Consider the following 23,528-nt stretch of genomic DNA (forward strand, 5'->3'; position numbering starts at 1 on the left):
GCGGTATACGCGGTGCACCAGTAGAAACGCAACACCCCAAACGCGGCCCGCGCCGCTGACACTTGGAGACTACCGTTTGAAGCACTCGTACAAGGAACGTCAACACGCCCTGCGCAGCTGGAACATCCACTCGCTGCCGGAGACACCTTTCGCCTTCGCCCGTTTCTTCGTCGGCCATTTCCGGGGTTGGTACCTGGCGATCCTGCTGTTGCAGGTGGTGGCAGTCATCTGCACGGTGCTGGTGCCCTGGGTGCTGGGGCAGATCACCCGCGTGGTCAGCACCGCCAGCGCGGACAACCTCAACTGGCAGACCTTGAGCAAGCCGCTGCTGCTGTTCGCCGGCCTGCTGGTGCTCGAAGTGCTGTGTACCCGCGGCGCCACCGGCGCGCACATCCGGGTCTTGCCACTGCAACGGCGCACCGTGACCCACCCTGCAGCGGCATTCCCATCGCTTCGTCAGCAGCGAATTCGCCGGCGCCCTGGCGCACAAGATCTCCGAAGTCTCCATGGGCGTGGGCCAGGCGCTGGCGCTGTTGCTGTTCGACCTGATTCCGCTGCTGGTCACCCTGACCCTGGCCGTGGCGGTATTGGCCACAGCGTCGGTCTGGCTGGCGTTGTTCATGCTCGGCCTGGTCGGTGGGGTTCATCACCGTCTGCTATTTCCTGGCCAAACGCAGTCACCCGCTGTCCCAGCAATACTCGGCGGCGCGCAGCACCAGCAACGGCAAGGTGGTGGATGCGGTGTCCAACCTGACCAACATCCGCCTGTTCGCCCGGCATTCGTTCGAGCATCGCTACCTGGGCGATTACCTGGACCGCGAGCTGAAGGCCGCCGGCCGCTCGTTCGGTTACATGGAGAAGATCCGCTGGTTCCAGTCGATCTGCGGAATGTCGCTCAAGGTCGGCATGCTGCTGATCGCCCTGTACCTCTGGCGCCTGGGCAGTATCGACATCGCGACCTTCGTGATGGCCACCAGTCTGTCGCTGTTGATCATCACCGACGTCGCCAACCTGTCGCGGCGCTTCCTGGATTTCTTCGAGGCCACCGGCAACATCGCCAACGGTGTGCGCACCTTGATCCGCCCCCATGAAGTGGTGGACGAACCCGACGCGCAGCCGCTCGCCGCGGTGCGCGGGGCCATCGAGTTTCGCGATGTGAGCTTTGGCTACTCGCCGCAGAAGCCGGTCTTCGAGCACCTGCAGTTGTCCATCCCGGCAGGACAGCGGGTTGGCCTGGTCGGCACTTCCGGCTCGGGCAAGTCGTCGCTGCTCAACCTGCTGTTGCGGCTGTACGACGTCAATCAGGGTCAGGTATTGATCGACGGCCAGGATGTACGCAGGGTGACCCAGCATTCACTGCACCAGCAGATCGGCCTGATCCCTCAGGAGCCTGGATTGTTTCACCGCAGCATCGCCGAAAACATCAACTACGGTCGTCTGGATGCCAGCCCCCAGGAACTGGCCCAGGCCATCCACCGCGCCGGTGCGAGCGCGTTCATCGACGGCATGGACCAGGGCGCCGAGTCGCTGGTGGGTGAACGTGGCGTGAAGCTTTCCGGGGGCCAACGGCAACGCATTGCCATCGCCAGGGTGTTGCTCAAGAACGCGCCCATTCTGGTGATGGACGAGGCGACTTCGGCGCTGGACTCGATCACCGAACGGTTCATCCAGGAGAAACTCGACGAAATCATGCAGGACAAGACCGTGATCGTCGTCGCCCACCGGCTGTCGACGGTCGCCCACCTGGACCGCATCCTGGTGTTCGAAGACGGCCGCATCATCGAAGACGGCTCCCACGATGACCTGCTGGCCCAGCAGGGCCAGTACTTCCGCCTCTGGAGCCGCCAGGCCCAGAACCCCTACGACGAGGAGCTGGCGTTGGCGTAGTCCGGTGAAAACGCGTCAAGCAGGCCAGGCCCCTTCGCGGGCAGAGACCCGCTCCCACATTGGTGCGGCGGAGTCATCCCTGTGGGTGCGGGTCTCTGCCCGCGAAAGCGCCCTGGGGCCACGACACATCCAGTAGCCATTACCCTACCTCCCACAGCCACACCGCCCGGATCGCCCCTGGCCCATGTGGGAGCGGGTCTCTGCCCGCGAAAGCGCCCTCGGCCACGACACATCCAGTAGCCATTACCCTGCATCCCACAGCCACACCGCCCGGATCGCCCCTGGCCCATGTGGGAGCGGGTCTCTGCCCGCGAAAGCGCCCTCGGCCACGACACATCCAGTAGCCATTACCCTGCATCCCACAGCCACACCGCCCGGATCGCCCCTGGCCCATGTGGGAGCGGGTCTCTGCCCGCGAAAGCGTCCTCGGCCACGACACATCCAGTGATCATCAACCCGTTCCCGAGCATCACTGACCCTATACATTGCTGCTTTTCATCAAAGAGCCCGGCATGCCGAACTACACCTCGAAAAGCCTACGTCTTGGCCGATATTCCGAGCCTGGACGTCCGTATCTTCTCACCACCGTCGTGCTCGCACGCCAGCCCGTTTTCCTCGACTGGTCATTGGGTCGGCACGTCGTCACCGAACTACGGCGGGCACAGGCCAGTGGGCGTGTAACTTCGCTGGCATGGGTACTGATGCCCGACCACTTGCACTGGCTGATCGAGTTGCACTCCAGCTCGCTGGCGAATGTGATCCGCGAGGTGAAATCCCGTTCTGCGAAGTCTTTCAACCGGCACACCGGCCGCACCGGACCACTCTGGCAAACGAGTTTCCATGACCGCGCATTACGTCGCGAAGAGAACGTCGTGGCCGCTGCACGGTATGTGGTGGCCAATCCGCTGCGCGCTGGACTGGTCGAGCGTTTGGGCGACTATCCGCTCTGGGATGCTGTGTGGGTCTGAGTAGAGGTGGCAGGCAGGCCAGGCCCCTCTGCCCGCGAAGACGGTTTTCGATCCGCCGATGAACCCGGATCTGCAACGCAGAGAAAGCTTCCCACCAGCGGCGTGAGCCGCGTTGGCGGTGGTGGCGGTGTGCCTGATGCAGCGCGGTGAGGCCGGACGCGGCTTGCGCCGCTGCTACACGGATCGCGGTAGATGGGCGTGCCTTGTCGTCAGGGAGTCTGGCTGTGGCTGTGGCCATGGCGCTGCAAGGCTACCCAGATGATCACGGCCAAGATGCCGATCAAGGTCGCGGCGGACATCAGGACCAGGCTGTGCGAGGTACTGAACGCTGCTTGACCGGCAGCGACCAGGTCGGCCGCCTGCGGACCTTCCAGGGTCTTCGCCGCACTCATGGTTTCGCCGATCGACTGCCGGGCGCTGTCGGCAATTTCTGCCGGCAAGCCATCGGGCAATCGGATCGAACGGGTGTAGCCGCTGCCCAGCACGAGGCCGAAACCGGTGATCCCCAGGCCCGTGCCCAGGTCATAGCTGGTGGCTTCCAGTGCGCCGGCCGAGCCGGCCTTGTGCGGCGGAGTGCTGCTCATGATCGCCACCGAGGAAGCGGTCAGGCCGATGCTCAGGGACAGGCCCAGCACCACCAGCAGCCCGACCACCGCCCATCCGCTGTGGTGCAGATCAGCCATGGCCAGGCCCGCCAGGCTGGCGCTGGCTGCACCCAGCGACAGACTGCCGACCCAGCGCAGACCGATGGCCCGCAGCAGCAACCCGGCCATGGGGCCGCCGACCGCCGAGGCGACCATCAATGGCAACAGGAACATCCCGGCCTGCAACGGCGTCTGTCCGAGGACGAATTGCAGTTCCTGCGCCAGCATCAATTCCACCCCCGCCAAGGCGCCCATCACCACCAGCGCCATGACCACCCCGGCGCTGATCGCCGGCGAGCGGAACAGGCTCAGGTCCAGCATCGGCCGCTCGGCGTGCAACTGTTTGTGCCCGAACCAGCCCAGCATGCCCAGGCCCAAAACTACCGACACCGTGGTGAGCGACGCCGAACTGCCAGGCTTGAATCCCGACTTGAGCGCATAGACCGAGGCCATGATGCCCAGCATGAGGATCAAGGCCTGACCAATGGTCCAGTTGCCGTCGCCGGTGATGGCGGTGCGCGGTACGTGCCTGAGCACCAGCGGCATCACGATCATCATCACCGGCACATTGACCAGAAACACCGCGCCCCACCAGAAATGCTCCAGCAAGGCACCGCCCGCCAGCGGACCGATGGCCGCGCCTGCCGAACCCGTCGCACCCCAGATACCCAGCGCCAGCGCGCGCTCGCGCTCGTCGTCGAAGGTCTGGCGGATGATGGCCAAGGTGCAGGGAATGATCATCGCCGAGCCAAACCCCATGAACGCCCGCGCGGCAATCAGCGCCGCGACACTGGGCGAAAAGGCGGCCAGTACCGAACCGAGGCTGAAGATGCGCAGCCCGGTGATCAGGAGTTGGCGATGACCGATCCGGTCAGCGAGGGTGCCCATGGGAATCAACAGGCTGGCCATGAGCAGCGGATAGATGTCGATGATCCACAGCACCTCGGTGCCGCTGGCCTGCAACGCCAGGGTCAGCGATGGAACGGCCACGTGCAGGATGGTCACGTCCAGCACCACCGGCAGAAACACCATCATGACCGCGACCAGCACCCACCAGCGTTTTACAGATTCAGACGATGACACGGGACTTCCTTGTTTTATATAACGGGGCCAAACGGGTGCAGATACCAGCATGTCATCGGTTGCGAAGCAAGCGGCGGTGCTTTGCAACGCCCGACAACAAATCGGTCGGTAAGTCGGTTTACTGGCGTTGATGCGTAGCGGCGGCAGTGCCGGTGACGCTTTTTCTTAACAAACCTGTTTCGCAGGCGTTGCACATCCTATTCGGCTGCAATCGGCTGAACCCTCGCGAACCTTGGGTTGCGCCATCGAGTCGTGAGACTTTGCCAGGCTTTCGCCAATGAACCGTCGCCGGTTGACGGACTTTCGTCTTGCGCTGACAGGGAAACCTTTATTGGCGCCAATAAAAATAGCGCCATTGGCCTGCAGATATTTGGCGCCATCATTTCAGAATATACAAGTCTATGATTTTAAAGGGATTTATAAAAAATCAGGCTTTCGATTATTTATTTGGATGCCAGTAATAGCACTCAGCTTGCACTGCCGGAGTTTCGACACCTAGTATCACCTCGCCTTACCGATGCCGCCCCAGAGTCGGCACTGACAAAGAGCGACCGAACAGGACGCACACGATCGCCAATGCCATGGGTACACCACAGTTGCAGCGCCTCACAGTGCTGGGCAGGACGTGTACCTGATTTATTTTGCTCCAATGCCATGCTTATACGATGTCCGCACTGAACCTTGCTGCAATAGCTTGTCCAAGGTCAGCTCCTCAGGATGAACCGTCGGGCGTTGCACTGGTTGTTATTGCTTACCAAAGACTCTGGAGATTTGCATGAAAGCGATTGTCACCGGTGTAACCGGCCAGGATGGGGCGTATCTGACGCAGCTGTTGTTGGAAAAAGGCTATACCGTCTACGGGACCTACCGCCGTACCAGTTCGGTGAACTTCTGGCGCCTGGAAGAGCTCGGTGTAGCGACCCATGCCAACCTGCACCTGGTCGAGTACGACCTCACCGACCTGTCGGCCAGCATTCGCCTGCTGCAGAACACCGAGGCCACCGAGGTCTACAACCTTGCGGCGCAGAGCTTCGTCGGCGTGTCCTTCGAGCAGCCGTTGACCACGGCCGAGATCACCGGGGTAGGGGTGGTGAACCTGCTTGAAGCGATCCGCATCGTCAACCCCAAGATCCGCTTCTACCAGGCGTCCACCTCCGAGATGTTCGGCAAGGTGCAGGCGATTCCGCAGATCGAGAGCACGCCGTTCTACCCGCGCAGCCCCTACGGTGTCGCCAAGCTGTACGCCCACTGGATGACTATCAACTACCGCGAGTCGTACGGCATCTTCGCGACCAGCGGCATCCTGTTCAACCACGAGTCGCCCCTGCGCGGTCGTGAGTTCGTGACCCGCAAGATCACCGACAGCGTAGCCAAGATCAAGCTGGGCAAGCTTGACGTGCTCGAACTGGGCAACCTGGACGCCAAGCGCGACTGGGGTTTCGCCAAAGAATACGTGGAAGGCATGTGGCGCATGCTGCAAGCCGATGAGCCGGACACTTTCGTGCTGGCCACCAACCGTACCGAAACCGTGCGCGACTTCGTCAGCATGGCGTTCAAGGCCGTCGACATCAGCCTGGACTGGTCGGGCAAGGACGATTCGGAATGCGGCACCTGCCGCGCGACCGGCAAGGTGCTGGTCAAGGTCAACCCGATGTTCCACCGTCCGGCCGAAGTCGATCTGTTGATCGGTGACCCTGCCAAGGCGCGTGAAGTGCTGGGTTGGCAGCCGCAGACCAGCCTCGAAGAGCTGTGCCGGATGATGGTCGAGGCCGATCTGCGACGCAATGAAATCGGCTTTTCTTTCTAGTCGCCTCTGGCGTCTACCCGAATTACGCAGTGGGAATGGATATGAATAAACAACAGTGGATGGCATGCCTGGCGCTGGCGCCCTGGCCCTTGAGCGCTTGGGCGTTGGAACCGGCAAAGGTCGAGTTGGGCCCCGTGAACTTCACTCCGACACTGGAGATAAGCGAACGCTACGACGACAACTTTCGCGCCGTGGATCGCAATGAGGACGCGTCGTGGATCACCTCGGTCAAGCCGACCCTGTTGTTTACCCGCGAAACCCGCAACACCGGCTACAAGTTCCAGTACTCGGCCGACAGCCAGACCTATCTGGACCACGCCGACGCCAGCCACATCGACCACGATGCCGAGCTCAGCGGTATCTGGGCCTTCGATTCGCGCAACCGTCTGGACGCCACGCTCGATTACAAGCGCGGCGAAGAAACCGTCGACTCCGCCGACGAGCGTGAGAACGACAAGTACACCCGCCAGGGTGGTCGCTTGAAGTACACCTTCGGCGCCCTCAGCGCCATGAACCAGATCGAGCTGGGTGGCGGCTATCGTCAACAGCGCTATCGCAACGCCGATGGCATCAACGACGACAAGGAATACGACGCCACCAGCGTCAGCGGTACCTGGTTCCATCGTCTGGGCGGCAGCACCCGCGCCCTGGTCCAGCTGGACCACGTCGACTACGACTATCTGGACTTCGACCGCCGCAACAGCAAGGGCAACCGCGTGCTGTTCGGTATCGACCGCGACGTCACCGCCAAACTCAGCGGTACCGCCCGCGCCGGTTACGAGCGCAAGGATTTCGAAAGCTCGCAGAGCAACGACTACGGCAGCGGCACCTGGGAAGTGGGCATGGACTACAAGCCACGCACCTATTCCACCATCTCGGTGAACATGCGCCGCGCCTTCGACGAAGGTGACGACGGTGCCAACACCGTGCACGTGACCAGCAGCCGCCTGGGCTGGCGCCACAGCTGGTCGTCGTTCTTCGCCACCGACGTCAACTATCGCCACGCACAGCGCGAGTACCTGGGCACGGGCGGTCGCGACGACACCCAGAACGCCGCCGGTGCCGAGATCATCTACACCGCCAGCCGTTGGGCCGAGGTCTCCCTGGGCTACAACCGCGTGGACAACAACTCGAACGTGGACAGCGAAGACTACGTTCGCAACATCTACCTGCTCAGCCTCAAGCTGTCCCTGTGAACCTGACCCAAAGGGGAGAAGCCACCATGTTCAAGCAAGCATTGATCGTCGTACTGGCACTGTTCAGCCTGGGAGCCCAGGCCGATGCCTACAAACTCGCTTCGGGCGACGTCATCCGGGTCTCCGTCCTGGGTGAACCTGACCTGACCAACGAAGAAGTCCACCTCAACGACTCCGGGACCTTTTCGTACCCCTTTCTGGGCAACGTGAAAGCGCTCGGCAAGACCACCGACGAGATCGAGCGGGTCATCACCAAGGGCCTGAGCGGTGACTACCTCAAGGATCCGAAAGTGACCGTGAGCGTCGTCGAATACCGTCCTTTCTACATCGGCGGTGAAGTCAAGGCGCCGGGTGGGTATCCCTACAAGCCGGGCCTGACCATGGACCGCGCCATCGCTCTGGCGGGCGGTCTGACCGAGCGTGCTTCGGTCAACCGCATCAACATCAACCGCGGCGGCAGCGCCAAGCCGGCCCAGTTGGCAACACCGGTAGAACCGGGCGACACCATCACTATTGATCAGGGGTTCTTCTAAGATGAGCCAGATTGCCGTAAGAAACAGCCAGGGCATGGCCCCATGGCAGGCCTCGCCCGCGCCGGAAGATCGCGACGCACTGGACTCACGTAAACTGTGGCGCACGCTGTGGCGTCGCCGCGGCATGATCCTCGGCGTCTTCGCCGTAGGCACCGCTGCCGCCGTGATCTACGCGCTGAACATGACGCCGACCTACCGCTCCGTCGCCACCCTGGTGATCGAGCCCAGTGGCAACCAGGTCATCACGTTCCAGCAGACGCCGGACCGTCCGGATCCCAACAGCGACTACCTGCAGACCCAGATGGGCCTGATCCAGAGCCGCGAAGTGGCCGAGCGCGCCGTGCGTGAGCTGGACCTGTCGCACCATGAAGAACTGGACCCACGGCAGAAAGCCTCGCGTCTGTCCAAGATCAAGGCGCAACTGTCCAACTGGCATGCCGACTGGTTCCCACAGAGCTGGCACCAGGAGCTGAACTACACCGACGAGCAGGCCTTCAACAGCGCGGTGATGGAATTGCGTCAGCGCACCAGCGTCACGGTCGTCGGCAAGAGCCATCTGGTCAGCATCGGCGTGACCATGGCCGACGCCGAAACCGGCGCGGCCACCGCCAACGCCCTGGCCCAGGGCTACCTCGCCAGCCGCCAGTCTTCGCAGCAGCAGGAATCGCTGAACGCCAGCCGCTGGATGAACACCCGCATGGTGGAACTGCGTACCCAACTGCAGCAGGCTGAAAGCAAGCTGCAGGCCTACCGCGATGGCCAGGGCCTGGTCGACGTCGGCGGCGTTGCCACCATCACCGCCAACGAGCTGGCTCGCACCAGCGACCGTCTGGTCGATGCGCGCCGTGAACGTGCCGATGCCCAGAGCCAGTACCGTCAGGTGCAGGGTCTGTTGGCCCGCGGCGGCAACCTGGACCTGTCCAGCGTGCCTGCGGTCATCAACAACCCGGTGATCCAGCAGTTCCAGGCCGTCGCCGCCACCGCCCAGGCGCGTGTCGACGAATACAGCCAGCGCTACGGCGACAAGCACCCGCAGATGGTTGCCGCACGCTCCGAACTGCAAGCCGCTCAGGCCAGCCTGCGCAGCCAGGTGAGCCAAGTCGTCGCCGGCCTGCAGCACAACTATCAGTTGGCGCAGGACAACGAGAACGCACTGCGCTCCTCGTTCAACAGCAACAAGCAGGAAATCCAGGACATCTCCCGCAAGGAGTTCGCCCTGCGTGAACTGCAGCGCGACGTCGACAGCAACCGTGATGTGTACAACACCTTCATGACCAAGCTGCGCGAAACCATGGCGACCGCCGACCTGGTCTCGGGCAATGCCCGCGTGGTCGATCCGGCCATCGCACCGCTGTTCCCGACCACGCCACGCAAGGCCATCCTGGTGGTCCTGGCTGCACTGCTGTCGCTGATTGCCGGTTGCGCCATTGCCCTGCTGCGTGAAGCCTGGAACAACAGCTTCAAGAACAGCGCCGACGTCGAACGCAATCTGCACCTGCCGGTTCTCAGCGTGGTGCCGATGCTCAAGCGCCGCAACCGTTCGCGCATCCATCGCCAGTTCGAGCGCAACGACGACGCGGCTTTCGCCGAAGCCGTACGGACCCTGCGCACCGGTGTGATGCTCAACGACGATGATGTCCGTCGCAAGACCCTGGTACTGACTTCGACCACGCCGGGCGAAGGCAAGACCACCCTGGCCATCAACCTGGCCGGTGCCATGGCTCGCGTCGAACGCGTGCTGCTGGTCGAAGCCGACCTGCGCCGTCCGAAAGTGGCCACCAACCTGGGCCTGGACGCTCACCACATCGGCCTGGCCGAGTTGCTGGCCGGCAAGGCGGGCGTCGATGACTGCCTGCAGAGCATCGGTAGCCTGGACGTGATCTGCGCCGGCGAAATGCCCTACAACCCGCAGGAACTGCTGGCCAGCACGCGCATGCAGACCTTCCTGGAGTGGGCACGTCACCGCTACGACCGCGTGATCCTCGACACCCCGGCCAGCCAGTCGGTGAGCGATGCGGCACTGCTGTGCGGCATGGCCGATTCGGTGATCTACGTGATCAAGTCCGAGGCCACGAGCATGCCGCTGGTACGCAAGAGCATCGGTCAGCTGTTGCAGACCGGCGCGCCGATCACCGGCGTGGTGCTCAACCAGGTCTCGCGTCCCGAGCCCGGTCAGCGTCGCGACCACTACTACGATTACCTGCCGGCAGCCCCGGCCCAATAAACCTTTCCGACCTTGCAGCCGCGCCGCTCACCCCTTGGGGCGAGCAGTGCGCCCGGCTGGCCGCGTTACGGAAAATGCCAATCCACGCCGCATTTGTCTGCTGAGGAAACTTCCATGATTGCGCCTCGCTTGCACCCGATGGTAAACCGCCGGGGCCTGACGTTCTGGACCATGTGGCTCGCGGGTGCCGCTCTGGCATGCGCGCTCACATTCAGTGTGCTGTACGCACACTTCAATGAATTCCCGCCGCAGTACCGCGTGCTGATGATGATCGGGGTGCTTGCCTCGGTTCCGGTCTACAGCTTCCTGCACGTCTACCACAAACGCCTGAACTACCTCAGCGGCCTGCTGCGCCTGCTCGGCGGCTGGCTGACCCTGGTCGCCGCGCTGGCCGTGGTCATCTACCTCAGCGGCAGTCCGCAGAGCCTGGCGCCCGGCATGGCCGTCAAGCTGATCGTCTACGGCTTCCTGGCCCAGGCGGCGACGTTCATTCCCTTGCGCTTCCTGCTCAACCGCCATAACCAGCGGCTCAAGAACGAACGCAAGGCAGTGATCATCGGCGCCGGGGAACTGGCCGGCAAGCTGGCTCGTCAGCTCAAGCCGCGCGTTCCGGTGCTGGGCGTGATTGCTCCCGACGCCGAAGTCGATGCCGACTGGGTGCCGGTGCCGGGTGTACCGCACCTGGGTGGTTTCGACGAACTGCGCGACATCGTCCAGCGCGAACAGGTACGCCGGGTGTACATCGCCTTGCCACTGGATCGCATGGTGCAGATCGAATCGATCTACGTCGACCTGCTCGACCTGGCTGTGGACGTGGTCTGGGTGCCGGACTTCGGCAGCATGATGCTGCTCAACCAGTCGATCTCGCAGATCGAACAGTTCCCGGCCATCTACCTCAACGAAACCCCGTTGAGTTCGCACCCGGCCGCCGCCATGGCCAAGGATCTGATCGACCGCAGCCTGGCACTGCTGGCGATCGTGGTCCTGGCTCCGGTGCTGATCACCTGCGCGGTGGCGGTGAAGCTGTCCTCGCCAGGCCCGGTGTTCTTCCGCCAGGGGCGCGACGGTTGCAACGGCACCGTGATCCACGTCTTCAAGTTCCGCTCGATGCGCATGCACGACGACCAGGAAGTCAAGCAGGCCACCCGCAACGACTCGCGAGTGACCCGCGTGGGTGCATTCCTGCGTCGCTCGTCGCTGGACGAACTGCCGCAACTGATCAACGTGTTGCGTGGCGAAATGGCCCTGGTCGGTCCGCGTCCCCACGCGATCGCCCACAACCATTACTACTGCGACAAGCTGATGGCCTACATGGCGCGTCATCGCATCAAGCCGGGCATCACCGGTCTGGCCCAGGTCAGCGGTTTCCGCGGCGAAACCGATACCCTGGACAAGATGCAGGGGCGCCTGGAGCGTGACTTGGCCTACATCAATCACTGGTCGTTGTGGCTGGACATCAAGATCCTCATCAAGACCCCGTTCACCTTGTTCTCACGGAACATCTATTGAGCCCGGAGGCTGGGATGGAACACGACTTGAGCCAGGGGCCGGCAGCGGCCCCCGGCCTGATCCAGCAGCTGCGCCAGAACCGCATGGTGCGAAACCTGGCGACAGCGCTCGGCGGCTCGGCCGGCGCGCAGCTGATCAACCTGGCGCTGATCCCGGTGATCATGCGTATCTACGGCCCCGAAGCGTTCGGGGTGGTGGGTACCTTCCTCAGCCTGACGATCATCCTGATTCCGGCCTGCAGCCTGACCTGGTCGATGGCCATCGTCCTGCCGCAGCGCCATCGCGACGCCAGCGGGCTGGCCAAGCTGGCTACCGTGGTCGCCTTGCTGGTGTCCCTGCTGGTGGCGGTCGTGCTGTTGTTCTGGGGGCCGATGCTGGCCGAGCGCTGGAACCTGGAACTGCTCACCCCGTACCTGATGCTGCTGCCGCTGGTGATGTTCAGCTCGGCGGTCCTCGAAGTGCTCCAGCAGTGGCTGTATCGCCATGGCCGCTACCGCCTGACCGCCCGCGCGGCCACCAGCCATGCCCTGGTCTACAACGGCATGCGCAGTGTCGGCGGCCTGTTCAACAACAGCGCGACCATGCTGGTGGTCACCAGCGCGCTGTACTACGTGGTTCACAGCCTGCTGATCCTGATCGGCATGGCCATGAGCAAGCCAGCACCGGCCGACGCGACCGAGGTCGACGAGGCCCCGCGCAAGACCCTGCGCCAACTGGCCAGCGAATACCGCGACTTCCCCCTTTTCCGTGCCCCGCAGGTGTTGATCAACGCGCTGTCGGTGCACATGCCCACACTGGTATTGGCCTCGCTGTTCGGTGCCATACCGGCGGGCTATTTCGCCCTGTGCCTGCAAGTGCTGGCCATGCCCAGCAATTTCATCGGCAAGGCCATGGGCAGCGTTTTCTACCCGCGTATCGCCGCCGCGGTGCACGCTCGTGAGGCGGTGGTCGGCCTGCTGCTCAAGGGCGTCGGCGCGATGACCGCGATCGGCGCATCAGGCTTTCTGATTCTGGTCATCGCCGGGCCGTGGCTGTTCACCCTGGCCTTCGGCGCCCAGTGGCACGAAGCGGGCGAATACGCGCGCTGGCTGGCCCTGGCAGAACTGGCCCGGTTCGCAGCGATGCCGTGCGAAGTCGCCATCCCGGCGTTGCGCCTGCAGGCCTACTTCCTGGGCTTCGAAGTCTTCGCCACCTCCTTGCGCTTCGGCGCCGTGGCCATCGGCGCCCTGTGGGGCGGCTCGGCCCTGGCGGTGGTGATCGCTATCGCGGCAGCAAACATTTTCATCTATCTGGCGATGATGTCGATCGTCGTATTCAAGGCGCGTGCCTGGCAGAACCGCCAGAGTGGCACTCTACAGGAGGCTCAAGCATGACCCGATCCAACAACGATGTGTGCGCGATCATCCTCAACTGGAATGGCGCCGATACCACCATTGACTGCATCCGTGCCCTGGATGCCCATTGCCGCGTCCCGGTGGTGGTGATCGACAACGATTCCAAGGACGACAGCGTGTCGCGCCTCAAGCAGTTCCTCAACGACTCGACCGGCCCGGACGTTCAAGTCATCGACGAGCGCGCAGCCGGCAGTTATGACACACCGCACGAGCGGGTATTGATCATCAACGAAGGCAACCACGGCTACGCCGGCGGCAACAACGTGGGCATCGACTACGCCGTGCGCGCAGGCTATCGCTACATCTGGCTGCTCAACAACGACGTCACCGTCGAGCCCGGCGCCCTGGAAGCACTGCGTGACACCCTGGAACAGTCGCCCAAGTGTGGCTTCTCGGCCTCCGTGCTGGTGTACTCGGACCGCCCTCAGGTGGTCCAGTGCGTCGGCGGCGGCACCTTGTTCCCCTGGCTGGGCAAGACCAAGCTGATGGGCAAGAACATGGACCGTGCGCAACTGCCCACGGCTGGCCTGCCCGAGCCCGACTACCTGATGGGCGCGAGCCTCATGATACGCCGCGAGGTGATCGAAGAGGTCGGCATGATGGACCACCGCTACTTCATGTACTCCGAAGAAGTGGACTGGGAACGTCGTGCCGCCGCCGTGGGCTGGCATGGCCGCGTGGCCCTCGACAGTTTCGCCCGTCATGGCGACAGCGGCAGCACCAAAGGCCGCAGCCACATGTTTCATTTCTACCGCAACCGCGCCGCGATCATGTACAACAAGCGCTTCCATTCGACCGCATGCACCTTCTTCTCGGCGATCGCCCTGGGCGCGATCACCGTGTTGCAGAACCGCGGCAGTGCCAAGAACATCAAGTTCGGCATCAAGGGCATCACCGAGGGCTTGGCGTTCAAATGGCGCTGAGTGATCTATCGTCCACGAGGTAACGGACATGCTCCAGGCTTTGTTCAATCCGCGCACGTTGTTGTGCCTGCTGGTGGTGGTCAACTCCGGCTTTCTTTTCCTGACCGACAACAAGCTGGCAGGCTTGCCGTACCTGCGCGAACTGTACCTGGCCGGCGTGGTAGGCGCGGCCGTGCTGCTGCTGGCCATGTGGCAACGCCCGTGGCAGTCGCGGGCCAGTATGTGGATCCTGTTCATGGGCGTGGCACTGCCGGTGATGTCGGCACTGTTTTCCTGGTATCACTTCGAGCAGCCTGTGTTCTACGGCCTGCTCGAAGAGCGCCGCAACTTTCTGTACCTGCTGTTCTTTCCGGCGCTGTACCTGATGCTCAAGGCGCAGCCAACCCAGGAGCAGCTCGAGCGCTGCTTCCTGATCGGCGGCCTGGCGTGTGTGGCGGTCGGCTTTCTCTACTACTTCAAGATCGTCCCGGAAAACGCTGCGGTCGCCTTCAACGTCGACGAGAAGGACTACGGCCTCAACCCTCTGCGTCCGGACCGCTTCAGCATTGGCGGCTCCTACGTCTCGCTGTGCGCCATGATGCTGATGTACCGCCTGCGCCGCCGTATCGAGTTGGTACCGGTGCTGTTGCTGGGCCTGTTCGCCGCCTACCTGTGGCTGGTGCTGCAGACGCGTAACACCATGCTGGTGTGGACCCTGGCCGCGTTGTGGATCTTTCGCGCGCACCTGCACGTGCTGGTCAAGCTGGGCCTGGCGATCATCGTCGTGGGCGGGGTGGCCTACATGGTGATGCCAGCGCCGTTCGAAGCCCAGTACGAGCGTTTGATGGCCCTGGTGCAGGAAGCGACCGAGCCGGGTGGGGTGCGTGCCGATACAACGGCGATCATCCTGCGCGATACGGCCGCGAACTGGTACGTGGGGATGGGCGCACTGTCGCTGCAGTGGCAGGGCGGTTTCTCGCGCCTGTACAGCTCCTACTTCTACCTGTCCGACGTGGGTGTGCTGGGCGTGATGTACCGCTACGGCTTCATCATGCCGCTGATCATTCTGGTGTATTTCGTCGGATTCTGGAGAATCAGTCGCCAGTGCCGGAACAAAGGTGACCTGCTCGCTGCCTTTGTTCTCGACATGTGCTTCAACCTGATCAACCTGTTCCTGTCGCCGGCCATGATGTATGACGGCAACATCGCAGCGCTCGCGGTTGCGGCATTCGTGTATTACGGGCAGGTGAGGGTGCCGGCTTCGCAACCGGCCGATCGTCCGCTGGGACGACCGGCCGATACTGCGGGCCTTGCAGTTACGTCGGGCCGATAGCCTTGCACTTCGGCTCTTTGAGGAACCGGCCCATGACTGTCCATTGAGGACGAGGCTGGCCGTTGATCGGCTCGACCGCCATGAAGTAACCACCCCAGTAGGGGCCGCTCGACCAGTAGGTGAGGGGCATGCACTGCTGGGCCAGGTACTTGTGCAGACGCTCGGCCGCGTCCAGCCAGCGCGGGTCGTTGTCAGGGATGCCGAATTCGCCGATGTGGCCTTTCTTGCCGTTGCGCTTGAGCCACTCGACGAAGGGTTTGACCCGGTTCACGGCGATATCCGGATTCCATGTGCCGGAAATTCGATTCTTGTAGTTACCACTGCCGTCAGGATCGAGGTAGATATGCGCGGAAAAGATCAGCTTGTTGGACGGGTCCTTGAGCTTGAGCAGATCGTTGTTGTAGTTCGGCCAGCGCTCGGCACTGGCCCACGAACGACCCTCGACGTAGATCGGACGGTTCTTGTCGATCGCCCGAATGGCGTCGATGCCCGCCTGAGCGGCCGTCGGCCAGATGGCGTCGGATTCGTCGTGGGGCTCGTTCATCAGGTCGTAGCCGGCCAGGGCGCTGTAACCACTCCAGCGGCGCGCTATCTGACTCATGAGGTTCTTGTAGTGATCCACCGTGACGTCCCGGGTCCCGATGATCTTGCCGCGGTAGCGCCCGTAGTTGTGCACGTCCAGGATCACCTGCATGTTGGCCTGTGCGGCCTGCACCAGCATCTTGTCGATCAGCTTGGCGTAGACAGGGTCCAGCGGCCCCCCCAGCGTAGGCTGCAGTCGCTCCCATTTGAACGGGAAGCGCACGCTTTGAACGCCACGACGCTTCCAGTTGGCAAAGAAGCCTTCGCGCGGGAAGAAATAGTGCGTACCTTCCACGCCCGGAAACACATTTTCGGAGAACTCGGCCCCCGATACGTTGACCTGTGTCATCGGCACATCCGCGAATGCGGCGCCAGAGCCCAGCACCAACGCCATCGCCGCACTCAGCAGTGTGCGGCGAGGGCGTGAGGCATCGAGTTTCGGCACGAAAGGTACTGCGCGCCCGGACACTGCACGTGAATACAACCTTTTGATGTTCATGGGCTCAGCCTATGGATAGAAGACAATCGATTACCACGCTTCAGACGAATAAGCCGAATCGTCCAAGCTCCCGCAGCCTTTCTACGGCGCTGCATTAACGCATTCTAGAACTGATAGGACGGCCTGGATGAAAGTTTTTGGGATAGATTTCTACAAAGGTGACCAAAGGGACCTGATCCGTGCCATCAAGGGCGACGTGAACAAGCCTTTTGGTTACGTAGTGACCGCCAACGTCAACCACGTTGTGCTGCTTGAAAACGACTCGGTCTTCCGCAGTGCCTACGACGCTGCGGCCTACCGGGTCTGCGACAGCCGGGTATTGATGCCGGTATTGCGCAAGTTCGACGCCGGCGTGCCCGAGGCCATCCCCGGCAGCACCCTGACCGTGTCGGTGATGGACGAAGCCCAGCGCGAAGGCTGGACCGTGACGGTCGTCGGCTCCACCACCGATGTGGTGGAAATACTGACCCAGCGCTATCCGGCGGTGACGTTCCTGCACTACAACCCGCCGATGGGCTTCATCGACAACCCTGCCGAAGTGGAGGCCACCTTGCAGTTCGTCGAGCAGCATCGGGCGCAGCTGTTGATCATGTCGGTCGGCTCGCCGCGCCAGGAAATGCTGTGCAAGCTGATCGCCGATCGCGGTCGTACCCATGGCGTGGGCCTTTGCACCGGTGCGGCGCTGAACTTCCTGTCGGGCAAGGTCCAGCGTGCGCCGATGTGGGTACAGAAGCTCTCTCTGGAATGGCTGCACCGCATTCTCAGCGAGCCGAGCCGCCTGGCCGGACGCTATTGGAACGACGGACGGCGCATCCTGCCGATCATCCTGCGCCAGCGTTCGCAGCAGCGGCAATATGCGCAGCAGCGCGACAAGCCCTGAACCTGGTACACCCTGAAAATGACAAAGCCACCTTCGGGTGGCTTTGTCATTCTGGCGTCCTGACGAAAGGTATCAGCGCTTGCCCATGGAGCGGCGAGTGCCGTTCGGGGCGCGGCCTGGGGTCTTGTCATGGTTGGACTTGCCCGCGCCGGGGTAGCTGGCCGCTTGCTTGGTCGCGAACGCGCCGGGCTTGAACGGGAACGTAAAGGCCGGGATCGCTGCCTGGCCATCGACTTCGGCGTCCTGAACGATCGGCTCGGCATCGGGATGTTGGTTGGCAGGCATGGTGACTCCGGGGCAGCACGTTGAAAGGGAGCGGCAGTATACCCGAGCCTCCCTTGCAACGCTTGGTGCTGCGTGTGAACCCAGGCCCGCCGCTAGGCCGGGCAGGCGGTGTGGCCGTTGTCCAGGCCCTGCTTGACGTTGCGCGAGAGCAGGCTGGCCTTGCCATCGTGCCAGGTCAGCGTGAGCACGTACACCGAATCGAAGTCGTTGGCGGCCCAGTCTTCGGTGATGTTCATCTCCTGGCCCACCGCGCGGCCGGCCACTTCGTTGATCAGCTCGGGCAGGTAGCCATGGGACCAGGCGGTGTAGATCACCGCGTTGTGGTACTTGTCGCGCATCAGCTCACGGGCCAGGTCCTGGGTATCGTTGGCGCCATAGTCGATGTTCACCGGCAGGCCGAGCTTAATGGCGCTGGGGCTGATGGTCATGAGCGGACGCAGGTAGCTGTAGGATTCGTCGTTCTCGCCTTCCTCGACGTGCCGGCCGGGGTCGGCCGCGAACACGTAATCGGCATTGCCGAACCGCTCCGGCAGCAACTCGGCCAGGTTCAGCGCGCGGTTGAGGCCTTGGCAATTGAGCTGGCCAAGGCCGCCGGCGGGCTTCTCGGCGTGACGCAGGAACACCAAGGTCTGCGTGCCATCGACCGACTCGGCGCGGCTGTCGCTGATTTCCAGGGCGAGGAAGGAGCAGGTACCCGCCAGCAGCAGCGCAGGCAAGGCGTAGGAGGAGCGTTTCAACTGTCGGACACAGTTGCTCAGGATTTTCATAGGAAGGGTCTTCAACTCTCTTGGGTTAGCTGACACACCCGACGGCCGCGCGCTGGCGCCTGGGCTCTCCCTGTCTTTGTTTTTCCTGCCCATTATCCAGTGGCAGGGACGACTCTCTGAGTGTCATGTTGCCCGTTTGTTCACGGTTCGCGCTGATCAAAGTAATAGCATTTTGTTTCAAATTGACGATGGCTCGCTGGCACGCAAGCCCGCGCTGAGGACACCGGCCAGGGCCTCGCGAGTGTCGAACAGCGCTTCACGGAAGAACGCATGCTGCGCCTCGACCCGCCATACCGGACCCACCAGTGCCAGCGCGTACTGACCTTGCGAGGTCTGCAGGGCCACGGCCATGGCGCCCACACCCATCATGTGCTCGTTGGCGTCGCAGGCATAACCCCGCTCGCGGACCTCGGCCAGCTGTTCGAGCAGGCGTGGCAGATCCGGGGTGCTCGGGGTCAGTGGTTCCAACACCGGGCCGAGCAGTTGCACCACGGCCTCGTCGCTCATCTTGGCCAACAGTGCCTTGCCGCCCGAAGTCGCGTAGACACTGAGGAAGCTGCCCGAGGAGGGCGCTACTCGCAAGGGCTGCGGCGACACCACCGAATGCAGCAGCATCAGGTGAGTGCCGTTGCGGTTGACCAGCACTGCCGTCTCTCCGGTGCGTTCGGTCAGTGCCTCCATATAAGGACGCACCTGAGTAATCAGGTCGACATGGCTGTTCGACGCCAGGCGCATCAATGCCGGGCCAAGGCACACCCCACCGGCGCCTTGGACCTTGAGCAGCTCCTCATGGGCCAGCGCATCGACCAGCCGTTGCACCGTGGAGCGGGGCAGGTCGATGCGCTTGGCGATCGCGCCCAGGCTCAGGCCGTCGGGCTCGCTTTCCAGGCAGCGCAGAATGGCCGCGGCCCGAGAGATGACTTGTATGCCGCTACGGTCGTTGTCGCTGGTCATGCAATTTGCCTTTTGTATCGCTGTTCGGTACAGTGTATCGCAATTAGTGGTTCATCGTCATTTGCAGCAAGCAGGTCCCATCCGTGTCCCCACCTTCACCTCCGGTCCCGGCGCCGTTCGGCTGGCGCCTGGCCATCGGGCTGGTCGGCGTGCTGATCGCCGCCTTGACCTCCGGCATCAACGACCGCGTCACCGACATCACTCTGGCGGACCTGCTGGGGATCTATGGCTTCGGCCACGACGAAGGCAGCTGGATCAGCTCTGCCTACGCGGCGGCCGAAGTCTCGGCGATGCTGCTGGCGCCCTGGTTGGCCGTGACCTTTTCGTTGCGGCGCTTCGCTATTGTGGTGACCGTGGCCTTCGCCGGCTTCGGTGCACTGTGCCCGTTCGCCCCCAACCTGGAAAGCCTGCTGCTGTTGCGCGTGCTTCAGGGGCTGGCCGGAGGCGCGCTGCCGCCACTGCTGATGACCGCCGCACTGCGTTTCCTGCCGTGGCACATCAAATTGTACGGGCTGTCGGCCTACGCGCTCACCGCAACCTTCGGACCGAACCTGGCCATGCCCCTCGCCGCGCTGTGGACCGAGGGCAGCGACTGGCGCATGGTGTTCTGGCAGATCATCCCGGCGTGCCTGATCGGTGCCGCGTGCATCGCTTATGGTCTGCCGCAGGATCCACTGCGTCTGGAGCGCTTCAGGCAGGCCGACTGGCGCGGTGCACTACTGGGCACGGCCGGCCTGAGCATGCTGATCATCGGCCTGACCCAGGGCGAACGGCTGGACTGGCTGGAGTCGCCCTTGATTGCCTTGCTGCTGATCGGTGCCGGTGTCTGCCTGCCGCTGTTTCTGCTCAACGAATGGTTTCATCCACTGCCGCTGTTCAAACTGCAGTTGCTGGGGCGGCGCAACTTCGCCTTCGGCATCACCACGCTGTGCCTGTTCCTGTTCGTCGGCATGGCCGGCAGCGCGATTCCGGCGGGCTACCTGACTCACATTCAAGGCTATCGGCCGTTGCAGACCATGCCCACCGCGTTGTGCATTGCCATCCCGCAGTTGCTCATCGCGCCGCTGGTGGCGTTCGTCATCAACCGCAACTGGGTCGACTCGCGCTACGTGATGGCCGCAGGTTTCGGCCTGCTGACCCTGGCGCTGCTGGGCGGCTCGCAGCTCACCGGCGAATGGATTCGCGACGACTTCTATCTGTTGCAGGCGCTGCACACCTTCGGCCAGCCGATGGTGGTGGTGCCGCTGCTGATGATCGCCACCGGGGTCATCCATCCGCTGGAGGGGCCGTTCGCCTCGTCCATGGTCAATACCCTGCGCGGCTTGTCGTCGGTGGTCGCCGGCGTGGTGCTGGAAAACTTCGTCACCGCCCGTGAGCACCTGCATTCCAACACCTTGCTCGATCAGGTCGGCAACAGCTACCAGAGCCTGTTGCCGCTCTACGGCGAGCCGGCTGCCGAACTGGCCGGCCGCGTTCGCGCCCAGGCTTTCGTGCTCAGCTACAGCGACGCGTTCCTGGCGCTGCTGGCCTTCATCGCCGTGCTGCTGGTGGTGTTGCTGACCCTGCCCAAACGCGCCTATCCACCGCAACCCCCGGTACCGTCATGAAATCTGTCATCAAACATCGCACCGCTGTCTTCCTCATCGTTGCTGTCATCCTCGTCTGCGCCGCCTATGGCCTCTACCAGGTGCTGCACCGCAGCGGCGTACAGAGCACGGACGACGCCTACATCCGCGCCGACTCGGTGCTGGTGGCGCCGCGGGTGGCCGGGGTGGTCACCGAGGTACTGGTGCAGGACAACCAGTCGGTCAAGGCCGGGCAGTTGCTCGCGCGCCTGGACCCGCGCGACTACACGGCCTCGGTGGCGGCGGCCCGGGCCAACGTCGATGCCGCACAGGCGCAGGTGAAGAACCTGCGCGCCAGCATCGAGCGGCAGGGAGCGGTGATCGACCAGGCCAGCGCTGCCACGCGCGCCACCGCCGCTTCCCTGAAGTTCGCCCAGGCCAATGCTCAGCGTTACCGCAACCTGTCCCAGGCCGGCGCCGGCACCCAGGAAGAGCGGCAGAAGGCCGAGGCCGAGTTGCAGGGTTGGGAAGCGTCGCGCGACCGTGATGGCGCCTCGCGGGTCGCCGCCCAGCGCACCCTGGATGTGCTCAAGGCCGAACTGGAAGTGGCCGAGGCGGCGGTGGACAAGGATCGCTCGGCGCTGGAACAGGCCGAGCTGAACCTGTCCTACACGCAGATTCTGGCACCGGCCGACGGCATGATCGGTCAGCGCTCGGTGCGCGTCGGTGCCTATGTCGCCCCCGGTCGACCCCTGCTGGCCGTGGTGCCGCTGCATCAGGCGTTCGTGGTGGCCAACTTCCGCGAGACGCAACTGGCGCACATGCATGCCAATCAGCGCGTGGACATTCATGTCGACAGCATTCCCGACCAGGTCTTCCACGGCCACATCGACAGCGTGGCGCCGGCCACGGGTCTGTCGTTCGCGCAGATCAGCCCGGACAACGCCACCGGCAACTTCACCAAGGTGGTCCAGCGCATTCCGGTCAAGGTGGTGTTCGAAACCGATCAGCCCCATCTGGACCGGCTGCGCGTTGGCTTGTCAGTGGTTGCGTCGGTCGATACCACCCAGGAGCCCTGAGATGAAACGTGCATTGCTTGCCCTGACCCTGAGTGGCCTGGCTGCCTGCAGCGTCGGGCCGGACTTCCAACGCCCCGCAGCGGCGCTGCCCGCGCAGTGGCAGGACAGCGCCGGTACCCGCGGCGACGCAGCGCTGGACCGCGCCTGGTGGCAACAGCTGGGCGACCCGCAATTGACCGCGCTGGTCACCCGGGCTGCCAAGGCCAACCTGGACATCCGTTCGGCGGCCAACCGCGTGCAGCAAAGTCAGGCCCTGCGCCAGGTCAGCGGCAGCGAGCAGTTGCCGGGGCTCAGCGCGCGCGGTGGCTACCAGCGCGAGCGCAACAGCGCCGAAGGCCTCAACGACCCGTCAGGGCAGAGCGGCCGAGCACCGTTCGAGCTGTGGAGCGGGGCGCTCGACGCCAGCTGGGAGGTCGACCTGTGGGGGCACGTCCAGCGCAGCGTCGAGATGGCCGAGGCCGACGTCCAGTTCAGCCAGGCCCAGCGCGACGCGGTCGGCCTGAGCATCGCCGCGCGTACGGCCACCGACTACATCCGCCTGCGTGGCGTGCAGGCGCGCCTGGCCGTGGCGCGGGAGAACCTGGAGATCGCCCGGCAGAGCCAGCGTCTGACCCAGACCCGCTACGAGAACGGCGTCACCACCAACCTGGACACCGCCAACGCCGCCGCGCTGGTGGCCACCATCGAAGCCTCGCTGCCCGTGCTGCAGGCGCAGCAGGACCGTTTGATCAACGCGCTGAGCTACCTGCTGGCCGAACCGCCGCGCGCCCTGGCCGACGAACTGCGCACTCCACGCGCCATTCCCGACCCGGCCCCGGACGTGCCCATGGGCCTGCCCTCGGAGTTGGCCCAGCGCCGGCCCGACATCCAGCGCAGCGAGGCGGCATTGCATCGGGCCACGGCCGCCATCGGCGTGGCCAAGGCCGATTTCTATCCACGGGTGAGCCTGGGCGCCAGCTTCGGCTTTCAGGCCCTGAATGGCTCCGACCTGGGCGGCTGGGATTCGCGCAACTGGTCGTTCGGCCCCAGCCTGTACCTGCCGATCTTCCAGGGCGGACGCCTGACCGGCACCCTGGAGCTGCGCGAGCATCAGCAGCAGGAAGCGGCGCTGGACTACCAACGGGTGGTGCTGGCCGCCTGGCACGAGGTCGACGATGCCATGAGCGACTACGCCGCCGAACAGCAGCACCATGCTGCGCTGAGCGAGGCGGTGCGGCAGAACACGGTGGCCCTGGGTACGGCCCGCGACCGCTACAATCAGGGCGCGACCGACTTCATCAACGTCCTGGGTGTGCAGCGCGCGCTGCTGGCCACGCAAAGCCAGCTGGTGGACAGCGCCACCGCTGCGGCGATCGACCGCGTGCGTCTGTATCGGGCCCTCGGCGGCGGCTGGCCGAAAGACGCCTGAAGAAGCCGCGATGCACCCGGCAAGCCGTG

The 23,528-nt window shown here is 63.8% G+C and carries 20 protein-coding genes; 15 read left to right on the plus strand and 5 right to left on the minus strand.

Annotation, left to right across the window (positions count from 1 at the left end; translation table 11 throughout):
• Nucleotides 1-76: 76 nt before the first annotated feature.
• The 3 genes from ABMD26_RS20920 (at nucleotide 77) to ABMD26_RS20930 (ending at nucleotide 2,855) form a co-directional block, all read left to right on the plus strand.
• Nucleotides 77-754: a hypothetical protein gene (locus ABMD26_RS20920; protein WP_354311563.1), complete on the plus strand. Its 678-nt coding sequence runs from the start codon at nucleotides 77-79 to the stop codon at nucleotides 752-754.
• Nucleotides 637-1,887, plus strand: a complete 1,251-nt coding sequence (locus tag ABMD26_RS20925) for an ABC transporter ATP-binding protein (protein WP_354311565.1) — start codon at nucleotides 637-639, stop codon at nucleotides 1,885-1,887. Before ABMD26_RS20920 ends, ABMD26_RS20925 begins: the two co-directional genes overlap by 118 nt.
• 512 nt (nucleotides 1,888-2,399) lie before the next feature.
• The gene (locus tag ABMD26_RS20930) at nucleotides 2,400-2,855 is read left to right on the plus strand and encodes an REP-associated tyrosine transposase (protein WP_134721868.1); all 456 of its coding nucleotides are present in this window, start codon (nucleotides 2,400-2,402) and stop codon (nucleotides 2,853-2,855) included.
• A gap of 209 nt (nucleotides 2,856-3,064) precedes the next feature.
• On the opposite strand, the gene ABMD26_RS20935 is transcribed toward ABMD26_RS20930, so the two are convergent.
• Entirely contained in the window at nucleotides 3,065-4,582 is a 1,518-nt protein-coding gene (locus ABMD26_RS20935; RefSeq protein WP_354311568.1) for an MFS transporter, read from the minus strand.
• Between the two features lie 775 nt (nucleotides 4,583-5,357).
• On the opposite strand from ABMD26_RS20935, the gene gmd reads away from it, so the two are divergent.
• The 8 genes from gmd to ABMD26_RS20975 all read left to right on the plus strand — a co-directional run bounded on the left by gmd (nucleotide 5,358) and on the right by ABMD26_RS20975 (nucleotide 15,480).
• On the plus strand, nucleotides 5,358-6,389 hold the full coding sequence (gene gmd / locus ABMD26_RS20940) for a GDP-mannose 4,6-dehydratase (RefSeq protein WP_049859290.1): 1,032 nt from the start codon (nucleotides 5,358-5,360) through the stop codon (nucleotides 6,387-6,389).
• A 41-nt stretch (nucleotides 6,390-6,430) separates the two neighbouring features.
• Nucleotides 6,431-7,585 carry an outer membrane beta-barrel protein gene (locus tag ABMD26_RS20945; protein ID WP_049859291.1) on the plus strand — a complete coding sequence of 385 codons (1,155 nt, stop codon included), beginning with the start codon at nucleotides 6,431-6,433 and terminating at the stop codon, nucleotides 7,583-7,585.
• A gap of 26 nt (nucleotides 7,586-7,611) precedes the next feature.
• Nucleotides 7,612-8,118 carry a polysaccharide biosynthesis/export family protein gene (locus tag ABMD26_RS20950; protein ID WP_049859292.1) on the plus strand — a complete coding sequence of 169 codons (507 nt, stop codon included), beginning with the start codon at nucleotides 7,612-7,614 and terminating at the stop codon, nucleotides 8,116-8,118.
• A 1-nt stretch (nucleotide 8,119) separates the two neighbouring features.
• The gene (locus ABMD26_RS20955) at nucleotides 8,120-10,342 is read left to right on the plus strand and encodes a GumC family protein (protein ID WP_122743316.1); all 2,223 of its coding nucleotides are present in this window, start codon (nucleotides 8,120-8,122) and stop codon (nucleotides 10,340-10,342) included.
• Nucleotides 10,343-10,456: 114 nt separating this feature from the next.
• The gene (locus ABMD26_RS20960) at nucleotides 10,457-11,851 is read left to right on the plus strand and encodes an undecaprenyl-phosphate glucose phosphotransferase (RefSeq protein WP_049859294.1); all 1,395 of its coding nucleotides are present in this window, start codon (nucleotides 10,457-10,459) and stop codon (nucleotides 11,849-11,851) included.
• Nucleotides 11,852-11,865: 14 nt separating this feature from the next.
• Nucleotides 11,866-13,224: a lipopolysaccharide biosynthesis protein gene (locus ABMD26_RS20965; RefSeq protein WP_192067130.1), complete on the plus strand. Its 1,359-nt coding sequence runs from the start codon at nucleotides 11,866-11,868 to the stop codon at nucleotides 13,222-13,224.
• A complete protein-coding gene (locus ABMD26_RS20970) occupies nucleotides 13,221-14,168 on the plus strand; it encodes a glycosyltransferase family 2 protein (RefSeq protein WP_122743314.1) in 948 nt (315 codons plus the stop codon). The genes ABMD26_RS20965 and ABMD26_RS20970 overlap by 4 nt, the downstream gene beginning before the upstream one ends.
• 28 nt (nucleotides 14,169-14,196) lie before the next feature.
• Nucleotides 14,197-15,480, plus strand: coding sequence for a hypothetical protein (locus tag ABMD26_RS20975; RefSeq protein ID WP_192000529.1), 1,284 nt, complete (start codon nucleotides 14,197-14,199; stop codon nucleotides 15,478-15,480).
• On the opposite strand, the gene ABMD26_RS20980 is transcribed toward ABMD26_RS20975, so the two are convergent.
• Complete coding sequence (locus tag ABMD26_RS20980; RefSeq protein ID WP_354311573.1) at nucleotides 15,464-16,561, minus strand: glycoside hydrolase family 5 protein; 1,098 nt, start codon at nucleotides 16,559-16,561, stop codon at nucleotides 15,464-15,466. The genes ABMD26_RS20975 and ABMD26_RS20980 overlap by 17 nt on opposite strands.
• A 127-nt stretch (nucleotides 16,562-16,688) precedes the next feature.
• Between ABMD26_RS20980 and ABMD26_RS20985 the strand changes: the two genes are divergently transcribed.
• Complete coding sequence (locus ABMD26_RS20985) at nucleotides 16,689-17,441, plus strand: WecB/TagA/CpsF family glycosyltransferase (protein WP_134721873.1); 753 nt, start codon at nucleotides 16,689-16,691, stop codon at nucleotides 17,439-17,441.
• 72 nt (nucleotides 17,442-17,513) lie between these two features.
• On the opposite strand, the gene ABMD26_RS20990 is transcribed toward ABMD26_RS20985, so the two are convergent.
• From ABMD26_RS20990 to ABMD26_RS21000, 3 genes are all read right to left on the minus strand, one after another.
• The gene (locus ABMD26_RS20990) at nucleotides 17,514-17,726 is read right to left on the minus strand and encodes a hypothetical protein (protein WP_056842937.1); all 213 of its coding nucleotides are present in this window, start codon (nucleotides 17,724-17,726) and stop codon (nucleotides 17,514-17,516) included.
• A 92-nt stretch (nucleotides 17,727-17,818) separates the two neighbouring features.
• Complete coding sequence (locus ABMD26_RS20995) at nucleotides 17,819-18,493, minus strand: histidine phosphatase family protein (protein WP_134721874.1); 675 nt, start codon at nucleotides 18,491-18,493, stop codon at nucleotides 17,819-17,821.
• Between the two features lie 177 nt (nucleotides 18,494-18,670).
• Nucleotides 18,671-19,447: an IclR family transcriptional regulator gene (locus ABMD26_RS21000; protein ID WP_320521710.1), complete on the minus strand. Its 777-nt coding sequence runs from the start codon at nucleotides 19,445-19,447 to the stop codon at nucleotides 18,671-18,673.
• A gap of 83 nt (nucleotides 19,448-19,530) precedes the next feature.
• Between ABMD26_RS21000 and ABMD26_RS21005 the strand changes: the two genes are divergently transcribed.
• The 3 genes from ABMD26_RS21005 to ABMD26_RS21015 are packed head-to-tail and all read left to right on the plus strand — an operon-like array spanning nucleotide 19,531 to nucleotide 23,499.
• Complete coding sequence (locus ABMD26_RS21005) at nucleotides 19,531-21,054, plus strand: MFS transporter (RefSeq protein ID WP_354311577.1); 1,524 nt, start codon at nucleotides 19,531-19,533, stop codon at nucleotides 21,052-21,054.
• Complete coding sequence (locus tag ABMD26_RS21010; protein ID WP_354311579.1) at nucleotides 21,051-22,091, plus strand: HlyD family secretion protein; 1,041 nt, start codon at nucleotides 21,051-21,053, stop codon at nucleotides 22,089-22,091. The genes ABMD26_RS21005 and ABMD26_RS21010 overlap by 4 nt, the downstream gene beginning before the upstream one ends.
• Nucleotide 22,092: 1 nt before the next feature.
• On the plus strand, nucleotides 22,093-23,499 hold the full coding sequence (locus ABMD26_RS21015) for an efflux transporter outer membrane subunit (RefSeq protein WP_354311581.1): 1,407 nt from the start codon (nucleotides 22,093-22,095) through the stop codon (nucleotides 23,497-23,499).
• Nucleotides 23,500-23,528 lie beyond the last annotated feature (29 nt).

It is taken from the genome of Pseudomonas sp. PvP001 (assembly GCF_040546375.1).
Classification (GTDB): Bacteria; Pseudomonadota; Gammaproteobacteria; order Pseudomonadales; family Pseudomonadaceae; genus Aquipseudomonas; species Aquipseudomonas coleopterorum.

Bases quoted from the DNA above. Each gene is read 5' to 3' on its own strand.
- ABMD26_RS20930 (WP_134721868.1), top strand. From the start codon at position 2,400: ATGCCGAACTACACCTCGAAAAGCCTACGTCTTGGCCGATATTCCGAG.
- ABMD26_RS20955 (WP_122743316.1), top strand. From the start codon at position 8,120: ATGAGCCAGATTGCCGTAAGAAACAGCCAGGGCATGGCCCCATGGCAG.
- ABMD26_RS20970 (WP_122743314.1), top strand. From the start codon at position 13,221: ATGACCCGATCCAACAACGATGTGTGCGCGATCATCCTCAACTGGAAT.
- ABMD26_RS21015 (WP_354311581.1), top strand. From the start codon at position 22,093: ATGAAACGTGCATTGCTTGCCCTGACCCTGAGTGGCCTGGCTGCCTGC.
- ABMD26_RS20975 (WP_192000529.1), top strand. From the start codon at position 14,197: ATGCTCCAGGCTTTGTTCAATCCGCGCACGTTGTTGTGCCTGCTGGTG.
- ABMD26_RS21000 (WP_320521710.1), bottom strand. From the start codon at position 19,447: ATGACCAGCGACAACGACCGTAGCGGCATACAAGTCATCTCTCGGGCC.
- ABMD26_RS20945 (WP_049859291.1), top strand. From the start codon at position 6,431: ATGAATAAACAACAGTGGATGGCATGCCTGGCGCTGGCGCCCTGGCCC.
- ABMD26_RS20950 (WP_049859292.1), top strand. From the start codon at position 7,612: ATGTTCAAGCAAGCATTGATCGTCGTACTGGCACTGTTCAGCCTGGGA.
- ABMD26_RS20995 (WP_134721874.1), bottom strand. From the start codon at position 18,493: ATGAAAATCCTGAGCAACTGTGTCCGACAGTTGAAACGCTCCTCCTAC.
- ABMD26_RS21010 (WP_354311579.1), top strand. From the start codon at position 21,051: ATGAAATCTGTCATCAAACATCGCACCGCTGTCTTCCTCATCGTTGCT.
- ABMD26_RS20965 (WP_192067130.1), top strand. From the start codon at position 11,866: ATGGAACACGACTTGAGCCAGGGGCCGGCAGCGGCCCCCGGCCTGATC.
- ABMD26_RS20990 (WP_056842937.1), bottom strand. From the start codon at position 17,726: ATGCCTGCCAACCAACATCCCGATGCCGAGCCGATCGTTCAGGACGCC.
- ABMD26_RS20960 (WP_049859294.1), top strand. From the start codon at position 10,457: ATGATTGCGCCTCGCTTGCACCCGATGGTAAACCGCCGGGGCCTGACG.
- ABMD26_RS20980 (WP_354311573.1), bottom strand. From the start codon at position 16,561: ATGAACATCAAAAGGTTGTATTCACGTGCAGTGTCCGGGCGCGCAGTA.
- gmd (WP_049859290.1), top strand. From the start codon at position 5,358: ATGAAAGCGATTGTCACCGGTGTAACCGGCCAGGATGGGGCGTATCTG.
- ABMD26_RS20985 (WP_134721873.1), top strand. From the start codon at position 16,689: ATGAAAGTTTTTGGGATAGATTTCTACAAAGGTGACCAAAGGGACCTG.